At 65.7% G+C, this 16,271-nt stretch carries 13 protein-coding genes and 1 pseudogene; 9 read left to right on the plus strand and 5 right to left on the minus strand.

The annotated features are described in order from the left end of the window. Window positions 1-15: 15 nt before the first annotated feature. Entirely contained in the window at window positions 16-861 is an 846-nt protein-coding gene (locus tag H4F90_RS10700) for a MinD/ParA family protein (RefSeq protein ID WP_235972146.1), read from the minus strand. Between the two features lie 47 nt (window positions 862-908). Then, window positions 909-1,670: a GGDEF domain-containing protein gene (locus H4F90_RS10705; RefSeq protein ID WP_235972147.1), complete on the minus strand. Its 762-nt coding sequence runs from the start codon at window positions 1,668-1,670 to the stop codon at window positions 909-911. Between the two features lie 226 nt (window positions 1,671-1,896). On the opposite strand from H4F90_RS10705, the gene H4F90_RS10710 reads away from it, so the two are divergent. Genes H4F90_RS10710 through H4F90_RS10720 form a run of 3 tightly spaced genes read left to right on the plus strand, consistent with a single transcriptional unit; the run spans window position 1,897 to window position 4,573 of the window. Continuing rightward, the gene (locus tag H4F90_RS10710) at window positions 1,897-2,754 is read left to right on the plus strand and encodes a CheR family methyltransferase (RefSeq protein WP_182664356.1); all 858 of its coding nucleotides are present in this window, start codon (window positions 1,897-1,899) and stop codon (window positions 2,752-2,754) included. 35 nt (window positions 2,755-2,789) lie between these two features. Then, window positions 2,790-3,461, plus strand: a complete 672-nt coding sequence (gene cheD / locus H4F90_RS10715) for a chemoreceptor glutamine deamidase CheD (RefSeq protein WP_182664358.1) — start codon at window positions 2,790-2,792, stop codon at window positions 3,459-3,461. Window positions 3,462-3,484: 23 nt separating this feature from the next. Then, window positions 3,485-4,573: a protein-glutamate methylesterase/protein-glutamine glutaminase gene (locus tag H4F90_RS10720; protein ID WP_182664360.1), complete on the plus strand. Its 1,089-nt coding sequence runs from the start codon at window positions 3,485-3,487 to the stop codon at window positions 4,571-4,573. 20 nt (window positions 4,574-4,593) lie between these two features. Here H4F90_RS10720 and H4F90_RS10725 read toward each other — a convergent pair whose 3' ends face one another. The 3 genes from H4F90_RS10725 to H4F90_RS10735 form a co-directional block, all read right to left on the minus strand. Beyond that, window positions 4,594-5,325 (minus strand): cytochrome c biogenesis CcdA family protein, encoded by a 732-nt coding sequence (locus tag H4F90_RS10725; RefSeq protein ID WP_220486134.1) that lies wholly within the window; start codon window positions 5,323-5,325, stop codon window positions 4,594-4,596. After that, complete coding sequence (locus tag H4F90_RS10730; protein WP_182664364.1) at window positions 5,325-5,717, minus strand: thioredoxin family protein; 393 nt, start codon at window positions 5,715-5,717, stop codon at window positions 5,325-5,327. Before H4F90_RS10730 ends, H4F90_RS10725 begins: the two co-directional genes overlap by 1 nt. A gap of 114 nt (window positions 5,718-5,831) precedes the next feature. Then, on the minus strand, window positions 5,832-6,644 hold the full coding sequence (locus H4F90_RS10735) for an SDR family NAD(P)-dependent oxidoreductase (protein WP_182664366.1): 813 nt from the start codon (window positions 6,642-6,644) through the stop codon (window positions 5,832-5,834). A 105-nt stretch (window positions 6,645-6,749) separates the two neighbouring features. On the opposite strand from H4F90_RS10735, the gene H4F90_RS10740 reads away from it, so the two are divergent. The 6 genes and pseudogenes from H4F90_RS10740 (at window position 6,750) to H4F90_RS10765 (ending at window position 16,263) form a co-directional block, all read left to right on the plus strand. After that, window positions 6,750-7,718, plus strand: a complete 969-nt coding sequence (locus H4F90_RS10740) for a GlxA family transcriptional regulator (protein ID WP_182664529.1) — start codon at window positions 6,750-6,752, stop codon at window positions 7,716-7,718. Between the two features lie 7 nt (window positions 7,719-7,725). Further along, window positions 7,726-8,580, plus strand: coding sequence for an OST-HTH/LOTUS domain-containing protein (locus H4F90_RS10745; RefSeq protein ID WP_220486135.1), 855 nt, complete (start codon window positions 7,726-7,728; stop codon window positions 8,578-8,580). A 61-nt stretch (window positions 8,581-8,641) separates the two neighbouring features. Continuing rightward, window positions 8,642-9,760 (plus strand): annotated as a pseudogene (locus H4F90_RS10750) (IS3 family transposase); the annotation flags it as partial. A gap of 373 nt (window positions 9,761-10,133) precedes the next feature. Further along, window positions 10,134-12,140, plus strand: coding sequence for an acyltransferase family protein (locus H4F90_RS10755; RefSeq protein WP_182664370.1), 2,007 nt, complete (start codon window positions 10,134-10,136; stop codon window positions 12,138-12,140). 35 nt (window positions 12,141-12,175) lie between these two features. After that, window positions 12,176-14,149, plus strand: coding sequence for an acyltransferase family protein (locus H4F90_RS10760; RefSeq protein WP_182664372.1), 1,974 nt, complete (start codon window positions 12,176-12,178; stop codon window positions 14,147-14,149). 452 nt (window positions 14,150-14,601) lie between these two features. After that, window positions 14,602-16,263 carry an L-lactate permease gene (locus H4F90_RS10765; protein WP_182664374.1) on the plus strand — a complete coding sequence of 554 codons (1,662 nt, stop codon included), beginning with the start codon at window positions 14,602-14,604 and terminating at the stop codon, window positions 16,261-16,263. Window positions 16,264-16,271 lie beyond the last annotated feature (8 nt).

Below are 16,271 nucleotides of genomic sequence, written 5' to 3' on the forward strand. Positions count from 1 at the left end.
GCCCGACCGCCCGCCTCAGTCCGGCGCCAGGCGCCGCGCGAGCGGCCCGAAGGCCTGCGCGGCCGGGCTGCCGGGCAGGCGCTCGATCAACAGCTCGCGGCGCTGCACGGCCTCGCGCACGGCCGGATCGGCCGGAATGTCACCGATCAGCTGCAGCTGCACCGGGTGCCCGGTCATCGGCAGCACGTAGCGGTCGACCACGGCCTGCAGCTGCGCCGCAATGGCCCGGCCGTCGCCGCTGCGCGCCACCTGGTTGATGACCAGGCCCAGACGCTCGCGATGCTGCTGGTGCGCCAGCACCTTCAGGGTGGCGTAGGCATCGGTCAGCGCGGTCGGCTCGGGCGTTGCCACCACCAGCACCTCGTCGGCCAGGGAGATGGTGTAAAGCACCACGTCCGAGATGCCCGCCCCGGTGTCGAGCAGCACCACGTCGAAGAGCGGCCGCACCTGCTCGATCACGCCGAAGAGCTGCTCGCGCAGGTCGGGCGTCAGCCGCGAGTACTCGACCAGGCCCGAGCCGGCCAGCAGCACGGTGAAGCCGCCGGGGGCCGGCAGCAGCGCCTCCTCCAGCACGCTGCCGCCAGTGAACACGTCGTGCAGCGTGCGCTGCGGCGCGAGGTTCAGCACCACGTCGAGGTTGGCCAGGCCCAGGTCGGCGTCGAGCACCAGCACCCGCAGGCCGCGGCGGCTCAGCGCGGCGGCCAGGTTCGCGCTGACGAAGGTTTTGCCGACCCCGCCCTTGCCGCTGGTCACGGCCACCACGCGGGCGGGCCGGCCGGCGCCCAGCTCGGCGAAGCGCGCGGCCTTGCCCTCGGGCGGCGCATCGTCGGGTCGGGGGAAATCGGTCGGCACGGCAGGCATGGTGGGAATCGGGGGAGGAGGCGTCAGGGGGGAGGGCGAGCTCGGCGTCATTCGGCGGCGGCCCCGGGCCGGGCCGTCGGCGGCGCCGACGGCGGCGTGCCGAAGAGCAGGGCCCGCTCGTCCGGGCTGACGCGGGCCAGCGCCGGCTGCAGGCTGCTCGGTTCGAAGCAGCTGCGGTTGCGGCCTTCGGCCTTGGCGCGGTAGAGCTGGGCGTCGGCGCGTGCCAGCCAGTAGCGCGCGGCCGAACGCACCCAGGCCGGCGCGTAGGCCCCGCCGACGCTGACGGTGATCCGCAAGCTGTCGCCGCCGGGCAGCGGCAGGCTGCGGCTGGCGAGCCGGGCACGCACCCGCTCGGCCACCGCCTCGCCGAAGGCGGGCGGGCAGTTCGGCAGGATCAGCGCGAATTCCTCGCCACCGATGCGCGCGACCGTGTCCATCGGCCGCACCGCCTGCTGCAGGGTCTGGGCGACGGTCTGCAGCACGCGGTCGCCGACCGGGTGGCCGTGCAGGTCGTTCACGCGCTTGAAGTGGTCCAGGTCCAGCAGCAGCAGCAGGGCCGATTCCCCGCTGCGGGCCACGCGGTCCAGCTCGCGGTCCAGCGCCAGCTCGAAGCTGCGGCGGTTGAGCGCACCGGTCAGCGCGTCGCGGCTCGACAGCTCGCACAGGCCGTCGATCAGGGCCTGCAGCCAGGCGATCTCGCCGCTCGGGCCGGCTTCGGGCAGCGCGATGCCAGCCCGTTGCAGCAGGGCCAGGGCATGGGCCAGGTGCAGGGCGCGCGGCGTGTCGGCGGGCGGGGGGAGGTCGGCCAAGGCAGAACCCGGAGGACGGAGGGCAGGGCGGACAGGGCGCGGCCCGTCCCGGGCCCCGCCGGTGCGGGGCGCCGTGGCCAGTCTAGGCCGGGCGGCCCGGCGCCATCGGGCAATCTGGCCGGGCGCCACCCCGCAGTTCCCGGCCTGTCGCAGCCATCAAGCCGGACAGACTTGTTGCCGATAAGCGGGGGGTGCCGTCTCCCGCGGCCTGCCCTGGACCCGCCCGATGAGCCTTGCCCTGAGCGTTCGCGAACTGCCCCATCCCGCCGAGCGGGAGTTCGTCTTCGGCCCGGCCGACTTCGAGCGCGTGCGCCGCCTCATCTACGCCCGCGCCGGCATCAGCCTGGCCGAGAGCAAGCAGGCCATGGTCTACAGCCGCCTCTCGCGCCGCCTGCGCGAGACCGGCCACGAAAGCTTCGCCGACTACCTGCAGTGGCTGGAGCAGGCCAGCGGCCCGGCCGCCGAGGACGAGTGGCAGGCCTTCGTCAATGCGCTGACGACCAATCTGACCGCCTTCTTCCGCGAGGAACACCACTTTCCCGTGCTCGCCGAGCGCCTGCGCGCGCTGCGCGGCACGCCGCGCCTCTGGTGCGCGGCGGCCTCCACCGGCGAGGAGCCCTACTCGCTGGCCATGACCCTGGTCGAGACCCTGGGCCCCGGCACCGGCGGCCGCATCCTGGCCACCGACATCGACACCCGCGTGCTGGCCACCGGCCAGCGCGGGGTCTACGAGCACGAGGCCCGCGGCCTCAGCCCCGAACGGCGCGCGCGCCACTTCCTGCGCGGCACCGGCGCCAACGCCGGGCGCATCCGCATCAAGCCCGAGCTGGCGCGGCTGATCGACTTCCGCCCCTTCAACCTGATGAGCAGCGCCTGGTCGCTGGGCGAGCCCTTCGACGTCGTCTTCTGCCGCAACGTGATGATCTATTTCGACGCGGCCACCCAGCGCCGCGTGCTCGAAGGCATCCACCGCGTGCTCAAGCCGGGCGGCCTGCTCTTCGTCGGCCACTCCGAGAACTTCGGCGATTCGCGCGACCTGTTCCGCCTCCGCGGCAAGACCATCTACGACCGGGTGGACGGCTGAAGCCGCTCCGCCCTTGCGATGAACGGATCCCCCCGATGAGCCTGGCTGCCGCCACCGCCCCCCCGCCGACCGGCCGTTCCGAGGAGCGCCTGCAGCGCCTCAAGGCCCTGCCGCGCAAGCCCGGCCAGGCCGGCTTCTTCTTCTACGACGCGCACTTCCGCACCGAGGCCGTGAAGGTGCTGCCCGGCGAGTACTTCGTCCATGACGAGGACCTTCTCATCGTCACCACCCTGGGCTCCTGCATCGCCGCCTGCCTGTGGGACCGCGAGCGCCGCATCGGTGGCATGAACCACTTCATGCTGCCCGAGCAGAACGGCGTGGGCGCCGGCCTGGACGGCGGCCGCTACGGCAGCTTCGCCATGGAGCTGCTGATCAACGAGATGCTCAAGCGCGGCGCCTCGCGCCTCTCGCTCGAGGCCAAGGTCTTCGGCGGCGGCGCCGTGCTGGGCGGCATGACGACGATGAACGTCGGCGAGCGCAACACCCGCTTCGTGCTCGATTACCTCAAGACCGAGCGCATCCCGGTGATCAGCCAGGACGTGCTCGACATCTACCCGCGCAAGGTGGCCTTCTTCCCGGCCAGCGGCCGCGCCATGGTCAAGCGCCTGGCCGCCACCGCCGCGCCCGATCTGCTGGCCCAGGAACGCGCCGCCGCCAAGGCCCCGGTGCCGGCCGCCAGTGCCGCCGGCTCCATCGACCTGTTCTGAGCCCAGGGACGAGGAGACTCCGCATGAACCCCATCCGTGTCGTCGTCGTCGACGACTCCGCCCTGGTGCGCAGCCTGCTCACCGAGATCATCAACCGCCAGCCCGACATGCGCTGCGTCGGCGCCGCCGCCGACCCGCTGGCCGCGCGCGAGATGATCCGCAGCCTGGCCCCCGACGTGATCACCCTCGACGTCGAGATGCCCAAGATGGACGGCCTGGACTTCCTGGCCCGCCTGATGCGGCTGCGGCCCATGCCGGTGGTGATGGTCTCCACCCTCACGGCCCGCGGCGCCGAGACCACGCTGCGCGCGCTGGAGCTGGGGGCGGTCGACTTCGTCGCCAAACCCAAGATCGGTGTGGCCGACGGCCTGCGCCAGCTGGGCGCCGACATCAGCGAAAAGATCCGCGCCGCCGCCCGCGCCCAGATCCGCAAGGCCCCGCTGCCGCTGCCCGCCGTGGCCGCACCGGCCCCCGCGGCCCCGGCCGCCGCGGCACGGCCCATGGGCCGGCTGTCGACCGAGAAGATCGTCTTCCTCGGCGCCTCCACCGGCGGCACCGAAGCCACCCGCGAGGTGCTGACCCGCCTGCCGGCCGACTTCCCCGCCGTCATGATCACCCAGCACATGCCGCCGGGCTTCACCACCAGCTACGCCCGGCGCCTGGACAGCCTGTGCCGCATCCGCGTGGCCGAGGCCGAGGACGGCCAGCGCGTGCTGCCCGGCCATGCCTACATCGCTCCGGGCGGCCTGCACCTCAGCGTGGAACGCAGCGGTGCCAACTACATCGCCCGCGTGCAGGACGGCGAGCCCGTCAACCGCCACAAGCCCAGCGTCGAGGTGCTGTTCCACAGCGCGGCCCGCGTCGTCGGCCCCAATGCCCTGGGCGTGATGCTGACCGGCATGGGCGCCGACGGGGCCCGCGCCATGCGCGCCATGCGCGAGGCCGGCAGCTGGAACGTCTGCCAGGACGAAGCGAGCTGCGTCGTCTTCGGCATGCCGCGCGAGGCCATCGCCGCCGGCGCGGCCCATGCCGTGCTGCCGCTGGGCCAGATCGCCGAGGCGCTGACCGAGCAGCTGCGCAGCACGGCTGGCCTGTCGCTGAACCGGGTCTGAGCCCGGCCGCGCGCAGCGGCTCAGAGGCCGACGGTCAGATTCACCCAGGCCTCGGGCAGGACGCCCAGCACCCAGGCCTCCAGCACCTTGTCGGCCCCCGTCAGGATGGCCACGCCCATACCGCCCAGCAGCAGCGCGAAGCCCTTCTTCACCGCGTCCACCCGCGCCAGCACCGCGCCGCGCATGCGGTTGAAGCCGCTGCGCGAGGCATAGGCCGCCAGCACCAGCGGGATCGCCGCGCCCAGGCCGAACACGCCCAGCACCAGCCCGCCGCGCAGCAGCCCGCCCTCGCTGGCCACCAGCGTCAGGGCCGAGGCGAGCAAGGGGCCCGAGCAGGGGCTCCAGACCAGGCCCAGCACCCCGCCCAGCAGCAGCGCACTGCCCAGCGAGTTCCCGCCCAGCCGCGAGGACGCCGCCTGCGCCGTGCTGGCCAGCGGCATCATCCATTCGGTGAAGCGTGCGCTCAGGGCCGGCACCCACATCACCACCGCAAAGGTGATCAGCAGCAGCGCGCCGGCCACCCGCACCGTGTCGCCGTCGATGCCCAGCGCCGGCCCGGCCACGCCGACCAGCATGCCGATCAGCGCGAAGGACAGGGTCATGCCCAGGCCCATGGCCAGCGGCGCATGGCGGTTGGCCTGCATCGCGCCGCCCAGCACCAGGGGAAGCAGCGGGAACACGCAGGGCGAGAGCGTCGTCAGGCTGCCGGCGCCCAGGCTCAGCCCGAGCTGGGTAAGGGACAGTGCCGCCATCACCGGCTCCCGGCGGTGGCCGTGGCCAGCGCGGCGCGCAGGCCGGCGGCCTCCGTCACGCCGCCGACGCGCTGCGTCTCCGTCGCGCCGCGGAACACCACCAGCGTCGACTGCACCCGCACGTTCAGCCGCTTGCGCAGCGCCTTCTCGGTGTCGTAGTCGGCCACCAGCACCGTCACGTCCAGGCCAGGCTCGGCCTGCAGCTGCTTCAGGCTGCGTTCCTGCGCGACGCAGGTCGGGCACCAGGGCGCATGGAAGTGCACGGCCACCGGCTTCTGCGCCGCCTGCAGGCTGCCCAGCCGCGCTTCGCTGTAGGGCTGGATCTCCAGCGCCAGGGCATGGCCGCCCCACAGGGCGAGGGCGAGGAACACGGGCAGGTGACGGCGGAACATGGGCAACTCCGGGGGATGGGCATCGCAGACGATGCGGATGCCCGGGAGTCGCAGCAGGGCCGGCCGGCCTTACAGCCCGGGCGAGGCCGGCCCGGCAAGATCGTTCACGCCTTCTCAGTCGGCCGTCTGGTAGCGCGGTGCCGGCGTGTTGGCCGAGAGCTGGGGCAGCAGGGCGGCACGCGCCGTCTCGTAGGCCTGCAGTGCCGCTTCGCTGTGCAGCGAAGGCACGGTGATCAGTTCACCGCGGTCGAAGCCCCGCAGGGCGGCATCCACCATCGGCTCGGCGCCCATCACCATCTCCGGCGGCAGATGCTCCACCGGCAGGCCGCCCTTGGCCCAGAAGGGCGTGGCCGTGGCGCCAGGCAGCACCGCCTGCACGCGCACGCCGCGGGCCGACAGCTCGTGATGCAGCGAGCGGCTGAATGCCGTCACGAAGGCCTTGCTGCCGCCGTAGACACCGTTCAGCAGCTCGGGCGCCAGGCTGACGATCGAGGAGATGTTGATCACCGCACCACCCCCCCGCGCGACCAGGCCCGGCACCACGGCATGGCTCAGCCGCATCAGCGCGGTGATGTTCAGCTCGATCATCTGGGCCATGCGCTCCACATCGCTTTCAAGCAGCGGCAGGTGCGTGCCCGCGCCGGCGTTGTTCACCAGCAGGCTGATCTGCGCGTCCTCGCGCAGCCGCTGCGCCACCTTCTCTTGCCCCTCGCGCTGGGTGAGGTCGGCCACCAGCACGTCCACCTGGCGGCCGGTGTCGCGCTGCAGTTGCACGGCCTGCTCGGCCAGGCGCTGGGCATCGCGGGCGACCAGGATCAGCGCGTGGCCGCGGCGGGCCAGGCGGTCGGCATAGACCGCGCCGATGCCGGAGGAAGCGCCGGTGATCAGCGCGGTGCCAAGCGAGGGGGAGGGGTGCGAGGGGGCCATCGGAAGCTCCTGAGGGAAGAGGGGAACAGGGCTTCATGATCGGATTCGCAGCGCATGTCGTAAATGACGCATACAGTCATGAATCAAGACATCACCTGCCAACCCATGCACCGCCTCGGCTACATCGTCTCGGACGGCTTCCAGCTCATGGCCCTGGCCACCCAGGCCGTGTTCGAAATGGCCAATCACCTTGCCGGCCGGCCCTGCTACGACCTGGCCTGCTACAGCGCGGCGGGCGGCCTGGTCATGTCCTCCAGCGGCATCCCGCTGAGCACCCGGGCCCTGGGCGCCGCAACCCAGGCCGACACCTGGCTGGTGGCCGGCGTGCTCGATCCCCTCGCCCACGAACCCGACGAGGCCGTGCTGAAGCTGCTGCGACGCGCCCTGCGCCATGCGCGCCGCGTGGCCGGCCTCTGCACCGGCAGCTTCGTGCTGGCCCGCGCCGGCCTGCTGGACGGTCGGCGCGCCACCACCCACTGGGCCCACGCCGCGGCCCTGCAGGCCCGCCACCCCCGCGTCCGCGTCGAGCCCGACCGCATCCATGTCGTCGACGGCCCGATCTGGACGTCCGCCGGCATGTCCGCCGCGCTCGACCTGGCCCTGGCCCTGGTCGACCGCGACCTCGGCCCCGAGGTGGCCACCGGCGTGGCGCACCGCCTGGTCATGCCGCAGCGCCGCCTGGGCGGCCAGTCCCAGCATGCCGAACTGCTAAGGGTCGCCCCCAAGTCCGACCGCATCCAGCAGGCGCTGGAACATGCCCGCACCCACTTGAAGCAGCCGCTGTCCGTCGAGACCCTGGCCGAAGTGGCCCGCCTCAGCCCACGCCAGTTCAGCCGCGTGTTCACCGCCGAAACCGGCAGCTCGCCGGCCCGTGCCGTCGAAGGCCTGCGGCTGGAGGCCGCGCGACTGATGATCGAGCAGAGCCGCCACCCGCTGGACGTGGTCGCCCGCGAAACCGGCTTCCGCGACCGTCGCCACCTGCGCGAAGCCTATCTGCGCAAGTTCGGCGTGCCGCCGCAGCTCTCGCGCCGGAGCGCGCGCGGCGCAGGCCCCGCCGGGACGGATGGACGCTGAGACTGCGATGACCGAGCACATGCGGCCAGCGGCTCAGCTTGACGTCCAGTGCGCGCTGGGGCGCTGCATGTTGTCCCTGCAGCAAGACGAGCACCTGCTCAAGGCCCTTCTGGCGCAGCACGAACGAACCGGGTCGATCGACACGCTCGACGCGGAGCAGGCCGCGAGGCGCGACAGGCTCGCAAACCTCACCCTCGGCAGCCTGGCGAAGGTCCTGTTCGAGACCGTGGTGGTGCCCGAGGGTTTCGAATGCGAACGGCTGCCCACGCATCCGACGCCCCCCGATCAGCCCCTCTTCGCGATCAGCTTTCGTCTGGCCTTCGCACCCGACCGGCTGGCGGATCTGCGCGCCCAGGTGGAAGAGCTGGTGCTGATGCGCAACGAGCTGGTGCACCACTTCATCCAACGCTTCGACCTGTGGACAGACGAAGGCTGTGCCACCGCCCTGCGCCACCTCCAGGACAGCCACGCGCTCATCCGCCAGCACCACGAGCAGCTGCGCGAGTGGATCCACAGCCTGGATGCCAGCAGGGCGCAGGCGGCTGCCTTCCTCGCATCCAAGGCCTTTGAAGATCTGTTCGTCAACGGCATCGCGCCGGATGGCCACATCGCATGGCCGGCCAGCGGCATCGTCTGCGTGCTGCGCGAAGCGGCTCGAGCCCTGTCCCAGGACGGGTGGACTCCGCTGGCCGCCGCCCGTGAGTGGCTGCGGGCCAGGCATCCCGAGCAGACCCCGGAAAAGTACGGTCGCCGGAGCTGGCCGCAGGTCTTGCACGACTCCAGGATGTTCGAGCTGGTCTACCGCCCGCAGGAGGGTGGAGCGAAGGCCGCATGGTTCCGCGAGCGTCCCGTGCGAGGGTGATGGGCTGCTGCCGGTTTCATGGACACCTTGCTTCGGTGGAAGATGGAACCGGAGGTGACGTATGAGGACGAGACGACTGTTCAGTCGCGAGTTCAAGCTTGAAGCGGTGAAGCTGGTCCAGGAGCGGGGCGTGGCGGTGGCGCAGGCTGCCCGCGACCTGGAGGTGCATGAGAACGTGCTGCGCAAGTGGATACGCGAAGCGTCGGCGGACCCGGCGCAGGCGTTTCCCGGGCAAGGGGTGATGAAGCCCGAGCTGGCCGAGATTGACCGGCTGCGCAAGGAAGTTGCCAAGCTCAAGATGGAGCGCGACATCCTGAAAAATGCCGCGGCCCACAACGCCTGAGGACTCCCTGTGAAGTTCGAGTTCGTGGCAAGGCACCGGGGGGCCTGGCCGGTCAACGTGATGTGCGGGGTGCTCGGTGTCTCGGGGAGCGGCTTCTATGCGTGCCTGACCTGTCCGCGCAGTCAGCACAGCCTGGAGGATGATGTGCTGGGCACGCATGTCCGGCACAGCTTCCTGAGCAGTGACCGCACATACGGCGCACGGCGTGTCCGGCACGACGTGCTGGAACTGGGGATGCACTGCGGGCTGCATCGCATTGAGCGCCTGATGCGGACGCAGGCCCTGCCAGCACGGCCCCGACGGTGAGGATGACCCAAGGACGATGGCACGCGCAGCGAGATTGCCGACAACGTGCTGGACCGTCAGTTCCAGGCCGACGGACCGAAGAGGAAGTGGGTGGCCGACTTCACCTACATCTGGACGGCCGAGGGCTGGCTCTAAGCGTCGGTCGTGATGGACCTGTACTCACGCAGGGTCGTGGGCTGGTCGATGCAGTCGAGCATGACATCGCAGCTGGAGGCCAATGCGCTGATGATGGCCGTCTGGCGCAGAGGCAGACCGCAGGATCTGCTGCACCACTCGGACCCGGGCAGTCAGTACACGAGCGAGCACTTCCAGCGCCTGCAGGCCGAACAAGGCACCAAGTGCGGCATGAGCCGGGGCGCAGAGGTATGGGACAACTCGGCCATGGAAAGCTTCTTGAGCAGCTTCAAGACCGAGCGCACAGCGCGCAAGGTGCACCGTTCGCGAGAACATGTCAGAGCAGAAGTGTTCGACTGCATCGAACGCTTCTACAACCCGACGCGCCGACACTCGACACTGGGATATCTCGGCCCCGGTGCAGTTCGAGGAAGCGTGAGAAGCCTAGGTCGGTGTCCACGGAATCGGCAGCAGCCCAGTCACCGGACGATCTATGGTACGGACCGTGCTTCGGTGGCTCTGCAAAACGATACGACGCCACAAGCATGGTTGATTGCTCAACAGATCATCCGAATCATCGATGCAACATCACTCTTATGGCAGATTGCGCCAGCGAAGTGGGTAGACTCAAGCGTATTTGTGCTTGCCACAGCAGTTGGGTGATGTCCAACGCGACACGCCAAGTCACCCTAAAGATCAAGTCTGCGACTTCAATTAACTAGGCAACATGACCATCTGACAGTCCGCGGTCTACTGTTGCATGCACTTTGCGCTAAAAATCATTGCGAATATGGACTACCGAAGAGAAATTGATGGCCTGCGCGCACTGGCAGTCGTGCCCGTAATTCTGTTTCATGCGGGTTTTGAAGTCTTTGGCGGTGGATTCATAGGCGTTGATGTATTCTTTGTAATCAGCGGCTACCTGATCACTTCTATCCTTTTAAAGGACTTGGAGCGCGGTAGCTTTTCCATCTTAGATTTTTACGAGCGGCGTGCTCGCCGGATTCTCCCGGCTCTATTCTGGATGCTTTTGGTGTGCCTGCCCATGGCTTGGCTTTGGCTTTTGCCGGGAGACGCGAAAGAATTCTCCCAGAGCTTGCTCGCCACTTCACTTTTTGCCTCAAACGTGTTCTTCTGGCAGCAAAGCGGGTATTTTCACGCTGCCGCAGAACTAAAGCCCCTTCTGCACACCTGGAGCTTGGCCGTAGAAGAGCAGTATTACGTCATCTTACCTCTCTTTATGCTGAGCTGCTGGCGGTACGGGAAGCGCTGGATAATTGGTGTGCTGGGCAGCATTGCGGCCATAAGCATGATACTTGCAGAGGTGGGGTCAAGGACTCATCCAGACGCGGCGTTTTATTTGGTTCCAACCCGCGGCTGGGAACTTTTGATGGGGGCACTTGCTGCGTTCTATCTATCTCAGCGCGAGCGGCATCCTGTGAGTCCCGCGATGAGGGAGGGAGCTGGTTGGCTGGGTATAGCAATGATCGCGGCAGCCATTCTGATTTATAACAAGACGACTCGCTTCCCTAGCATATACACTCTGCTGCCAACCGTAGGAGCCTTGCTGATCATTCTCTTTGCAACCCAACAAACACGATCCGGTCGTTTCCTCGGCAACAAGGCATTCGTCGGCATAGGCCTGTGCAGCTACAGCGCCTACCTTTGGCATCAACCCCTTTTCGTCTTCGCTCGCCACGCAGAGGCTGTGGAGCCAGGCAAATTGGCCTTCGGTGGACTGGCTTTACTTTCAATGCTTCTCGGCTGGGCGAGTTGGCGCTTCATTGAGACACCGTTCAGAAATCGGGAGCGACTTACTCGTCGAAACCTGGGAATATTTTCCTTCGTGGGCCTAGTGATTTTCGCTTGTGTTGGCGGGTTAGGTAGCATGCTGGCCAAAACCTATGAAGAATATTGGCCAACTCGGTTCCCTAAAACTCAACAAACATTCTATCGAAATATCATAACTACATCTCAGGGCTCTCAAAATTTCTTGGCGGCAGAAAGCGGCAAACAGAACTTGACCGCCTGTCGATTTAATGTCAGCGAGCTGGATTCAAAAGTCGGGCGAACCCTTCTTGAATGCCGTGCGACCCACGGCCCCGGCTTTCTGGTGCTTGGTGATAGTCACGCAATCGACCTCTTTGGGGTTATAAGCTCGCGCTTCAACAATCCCTTTATAATTGGTCTGACCAGCGGAGGCTGTCGGCCGCACACCCCGCACAGGAACTGCCAATATGCAGCAGTAAAAGCTTTTGTGCAGTCCCATCCTGAAACCTTCAAGCACATTATTTACGAGCAAGCCGGCTTTTATCTGATGCGTGACGCTCGCGGCAATGAAGGCGCACGGACGATGTTCACAAAGATACCTCATGATCAGGCTGTGCCCATCAGTGGCTATGATAAGGAAAAAATTCAGGCCACACTCGATTATCTTGTTGAATTGGCGGGCGTCACACCAGTGACTTGGTTGCTGCCCAGGCTAGAGCCACATATTTCACGACGCTTCCTCATTCAGCAGGGTTGTCACTATCGCTATGGCCTGCGACCCAACCTGGCAGATCTGTTCGACGGACTGGAGCAGGAGATAAACTCAGTTGCCGCTGCGCATCCAGCGCCCCCCAACTTTCGCTTACTTTCACAAAATCGTTTGATGAAATTTGTTTTGCCGGATGATCTGGCAAACTGTGATGCCATCTACTGGTCAGACGGAGACCATCTGTCAAGCGCCGGTGAAATCCGCTTTGGCCAGCGTTTGCCGCCGGACTTTTTGAATCCACCCAACTCAACGCACTGAACCAGACCGGTTGCGCCGAGCAAACAGCCTGAACCATGCATTACAGAAGAGAAATTGACGGGCTGCGGGCGCTGGCCGTCGTCCCAGTCATCCTTTTTCACGCCGGCTTTGATGGGCTGAAGGGGGGGTTTGTCGGAGTGGATGTTTTCTTCGTGATCAGCGGTTATTTGATCACGACCATCATCACTAGAGATCTGGACGCTGGGCGTTTCTCAATTATCGATTTCTATGAGCGACGAGCACGACGCATTCTTCCGGCGCTTTTTTTGGTGCTGCTTGTAACAGCGGCAGCAGCTTGGCTGTTGATGCTTCCCAGCGACCTTGCCGGTTTTGCGAAGAGCTTGGTCTCTGTTGTAATATTCTCCTCAAATATTCTATTCTGGCAGGAGAGTGGCTATTTTGATACATCAGCAGAGCTCAAGCCGCTATTGCACACATGGAGCTTGGCGGTCGAAGAACAGTTTTACGTCCTCTTCCCGCTGTTCTTGATGCTGGGGGGGCGCCTTGGTAAGCGACTCACCTTTGGGTTGCTTGTTTTTTTCCTGATTGCGAGTTTCGCTTTTGCGCAGTGGGCCACCAACGCGAAGCCAGTGGCGGCTTTTTATCTGTTGCCGAGTCGAGGCTGGGAACTGCTGATCGGGGCTGCTGCAGCTATTTATATTAATTGGTCGAGGCGACCGACCCATCCGCAGTGGATCGATGGGGCGCTAAGTTGGCTGGGCATGATGTTGCTGGTTTTTGCCAATTTTAATTATAGCAAGATCACGCCATTTCCAGGTTTGTATGCCGCAGTTCCCACCGTGGGCGCGGCGTTGGTCATTGTATTTGCATCCCCGCGGAACATGGTTGGGCGCTTGTTGGGGCAATCCATCTTTGTTGGGATAGGATTGGTTAGCTATAGCGCCTATCTCTGGCATCAGCCACTATTTGCATTGGCGCGATACCGAACCGCCACAGAACACGGTTCGTCATTGCTGTTATGGCTCTCGTTGGCCTCATTTGCACTAGCGTATCTGACTTGGCGTTATGTGGAGGCGCCCTTCCGAGACAGACATCGCGTCAGCCGACCGAAAATTTTTCTCGGTAGCTTAGTTGGTGGCCTGTTCTTCTTGGTGATAGGAGTTGCTGCAATTGCAACCAGAGGCTTTTTGGATCATTACTCCAGTTATCGTCTCAGCGACAAGCAGGCCAGCCTGCTTAAGTATTCAAACTATGAGAGCACTGAGGATTTCGTGCGCAGCACCCGTTACGGGAGTTGTTTCTTTGGTACACAACTAGACTCATTCGACTACTTCGATCGAGTTAACTGCCTGAGGCTCTCGAGTCAGCAGCCGAACTATCTTCTTATAGGTGACTCACACGCAGCTCACTGGGCAGGTGCAATACGTAATATCTTCCCGAACGTGAACCTGCTGCAGGCGACGGCCTCAGGCTGTCGGCCGCTTTTCCGCTACGACGGAGCCAAGCGTTGCACGGATATGGTTCGCTATATCTACGAAGAGTTCGTTCCACGACATCGGATTGACGGCATCATCCTGTCGGGAAGATGGGGCGCGGATGAAGTCATGGCTCTCCGCGAGACCGTGGACCGGCTACGTCCGTTGGTAGGCGAAGTCATCGTGTTCGGCCCTACTGCTGAGTACCGAAAATCACTTCCGCACATTCTGATCAACGATCCGGCGCTGGGTGAGTTGTGGTCCTCTTATGCCAGCAACTTCAGAGTCAAGGACCGGGGCCAGGTCGTGCGACAAATCGAGGCAGCACTGGTAGGCTCGGGGGCAACATACATCGACATCCAGGCCGAAGTCTGTGACGCAAACCGTTGTCGGGTCCTTGCAGATGAAATGCAACCCATGGTTTGGGACTACGGTCACTTCACAGCGCCCGGAGCAGAGTTCATCATTCGTAAGCTTAAGAATGAGGGACAACTTCGGCTGGGAGTAGACAGGATAGATTCGCAGGTCAGCCCTGTTGAGCTAGCACCCTCTGCCGTCCAATCTTTGCGTTGAGGTTGACTGTTATCGTTGGTCTATTCCGTCAAGCATGGTCGCATCTTATTAATCAGAATCCACAGCCATGCCCCGAATCTGCCGCTCGCGCGTCGGCGCGGTTCGTGCCGCGCGGCTGAGCGGACTGCATAGCAACTCGGTGAGGTCAATGTGCGAGTTGAAGTGACTTGCCCCCCTCCTGCCGTACCAGCCTGAAGCAGCAGGAGTCCGCCAACCCGGGGAATGGACGACATGAAGAAGCGCAGCGGTGCAGGTCATCGGGCGCCCCCCAAGCAAGCCGGTCGGCATCCGTCGGCCACCCGGTGGCACGGTGCAGGCGTGTGGGTCGGACGCCAGGGTTTTCCGGTGATGAAGCGAATTCGCGTGCCCTGCTGAAAAGCATTCGTTTGCCCGCCCGGGATCGGGTCTCCACCATCGCGCCCCAACTCAACAGGGTAGGCAGGAGACGGATCATGGTCTGGCAACAGGTGTACGACCCGATGGGCAGCATGGTGGTCTCCACCCTGCTGGCCGCGATTCCGGTGGTGGTGATGCTGGTGGCGCTGGGCTTCCTGCACATCAAGGCCCACATCGCGGCGGGGATGGGGCTGGTGGCCGCCGTGGGCGTGGCCGTGTTCGCCTACGGCATGCCGCTGGGCATGGCGGGCAATGCCGCCTTGCTCGGGGGGCTGACCGGCCTGTTGCCGATCGGCTGGATCGTGCTGAACATCATCTTCCTGCATCAGCTGACCGAGCAGAACGGCAGCTTCAAGGTGCTGCAGGACTCCATCGCCGGCATCACGCAAGACCGGCGGCTGCAGCTTCTGCTGATCGCCTTCGCCTTCGGTGCCTTCTTCGAGGGCGCGGCGGGCTTCGGCACGCCAGTGGCGGTGACGGCGGCGATCCTGATCGGCCTGGGCTTCTCGCCGCTGGCCGCCTCGGGCCTGAGCCTGATCGCCAACACCGCGCCGGTGGCTTACGGCGCGCTCGGCACGCCGGTGATCACGCTGGCCAAGGTGCACGGCTACGACGTGATGGAGGTGTCGGCCATGATCGGCCGCCAGTTGCCCTTCTTCAGCCTGCTGGTGCCCTTCTGGCTGATCTGGGCCTTCGCCGGCCGCAAGGCCATGTGGGAGATCTGGCCGGCCATCCTGGTCACCGGCGCCAGCTTCGCGCTGTCGCAGTTCCTGGTGTCCAACTACATCGGTCCGGAGCTGGTGGACGTGATCGCGGCGGTCGTCTCGATGAGCTGCCTGGTGGCCTTCCTGCGCGTATGGCGCCCCAAGACGATCTGGACCTCGGTCTCACTGAAGGGTCATGAACAGGACGGCGGAGCCGGCCAGGTGCCGACGGTGCCCAAGCGCCACCCCACGGCCGATGTGGTCCGCGCCTGGTTGCCCTGGGCCATCCTGACGGTGTTCGTCTTCGTCTGGGGCCTGCCCGAGGTGAAGAAGTTCTGGAACGGCATCTGGGCGCCGGCCTTCCCCATCGAGGGCCTGCACAACCTGATCGAGAAGATGCCCCCGGTGGTCCCCGCGCCCCACAAGGAGACCGCGGTCTACACCTTCGGCCTTCTGTCGACCACGGGCACCGGCATCTTCCTGGCCGCGCTGGTGGGCGGGCTGGCGATGAAGTACAGCCCGGTCCAGCTCCTGGCCACCTTCTTCCGAACGATCTGGCTGGTGCGCTACTCGTTGCTGACCATCGTGCTGATGCTGGCGCTGGGCACGCTGACCCGCTACTCGGGCACCGACACCACGCTGGGACTGGCCTTTGCCAACACGGGATGGCTCTATCCCTTCTTCGGCACGCTGATGGGCTGGATGGGCGTGGCGCTGACGGGCTCCGACACCGCGAGCAATGTGCTCTTCGGCGGCATGCAGAAGGTGGCGGCCGAGCAGCTCGGCCTCAGCCCCAACCTGATGGGCGCGGCCAACAGCTCGGGCGGCGTGATGGGCAAGATGATCGATGCACAGAGCATCGTGGTGGCCAGCACCGCCACGCGCTGGTTCAACCATGAGGGCGACATCCTGCGCTACGTCTTCTTCCACTCCATCGCGCTGGCCTGCCTGGTGGGTGTGCTGGTCACCTTGCAGGCCTACGTCTGGCCCTTCACGCTGATGGTGATTCACTGAGCCGGGAG

The organism is Aquariibacter albus, from assembly GCF_014145335.1.
GTDB lineage: Bacteria > Pseudomonadota > Gammaproteobacteria > Burkholderiales > Burkholderiaceae_C > Aquariibacter > Aquariibacter albus.

What these genes read in the sequence shown, in the direction of transcription:
- H4F90_RS10700 (WP_235972146.1), bottom strand. Translation starts at nt 861, where the DNA reads ATGCCTGCCGTGCCGACCGATTTCCCCCGACCCGACGATGCGCCGCCC.
- H4F90_RS10710 (WP_182664356.1), top strand. Translation starts at nt 1,897, where the DNA reads ATGAGCCTTGCCCTGAGCGTTCGCGAACTGCCCCATCCCGCCGAGCGG.
- cheD (WP_182664358.1), top strand. Translation starts at nt 2,790, where the DNA reads ATGAGCCTGGCTGCCGCCACCGCCCCCCCGCCGACCGGCCGTTCCGAG.
- H4F90_RS10720 (WP_182664360.1), top strand. Translation starts at nt 3,485, where the DNA reads ATGAACCCCATCCGTGTCGTCGTCGTCGACGACTCCGCCCTGGTGCGC.
- H4F90_RS10725 (WP_220486134.1), bottom strand. Translation starts at nt 5,325, where the DNA reads ATGGCGGCACTGTCCCTTACCCAGCTCGGGCTGAGCCTGGGCGCCGGC.
- H4F90_RS10730 (WP_182664364.1), bottom strand. Translation starts at nt 5,717, where the DNA reads ATGTTCCGCCGTCACCTGCCCGTGTTCCTCGCCCTCGCCCTGTGGGGC.
- H4F90_RS10735 (WP_182664366.1), bottom strand. Translation starts at nt 6,644, where the DNA reads ATGGCCCCCTCGCACCCCTCCCCCTCGCTTGGCACCGCGCTGATCACC.
- H4F90_RS10740 (WP_182664529.1), top strand. Translation starts at nt 6,750, where the DNA reads ATGCACCGCCTCGGCTACATCGTCTCGGACGGCTTCCAGCTCATGGCC.
- H4F90_RS10745 (WP_220486135.1), top strand. Translation starts at nt 7,726, where the DNA reads ATGACCGAGCACATGCGGCCAGCGGCTCAGCTTGACGTCCAGTGCGCG.
- H4F90_RS10755 (WP_182664370.1), top strand. Translation starts at nt 10,134, where the DNA reads ATGGACTACCGAAGAGAAATTGATGGCCTGCGCGCACTGGCAGTCGTG.
- H4F90_RS10760 (WP_182664372.1), top strand. Translation starts at nt 12,176, where the DNA reads ATGCATTACAGAAGAGAAATTGACGGGCTGCGGGCGCTGGCCGTCGTC.
- H4F90_RS10765 (WP_182664374.1), top strand. Translation starts at nt 14,602, where the DNA reads ATGGTCTGGCAACAGGTGTACGACCCGATGGGCAGCATGGTGGTCTCC.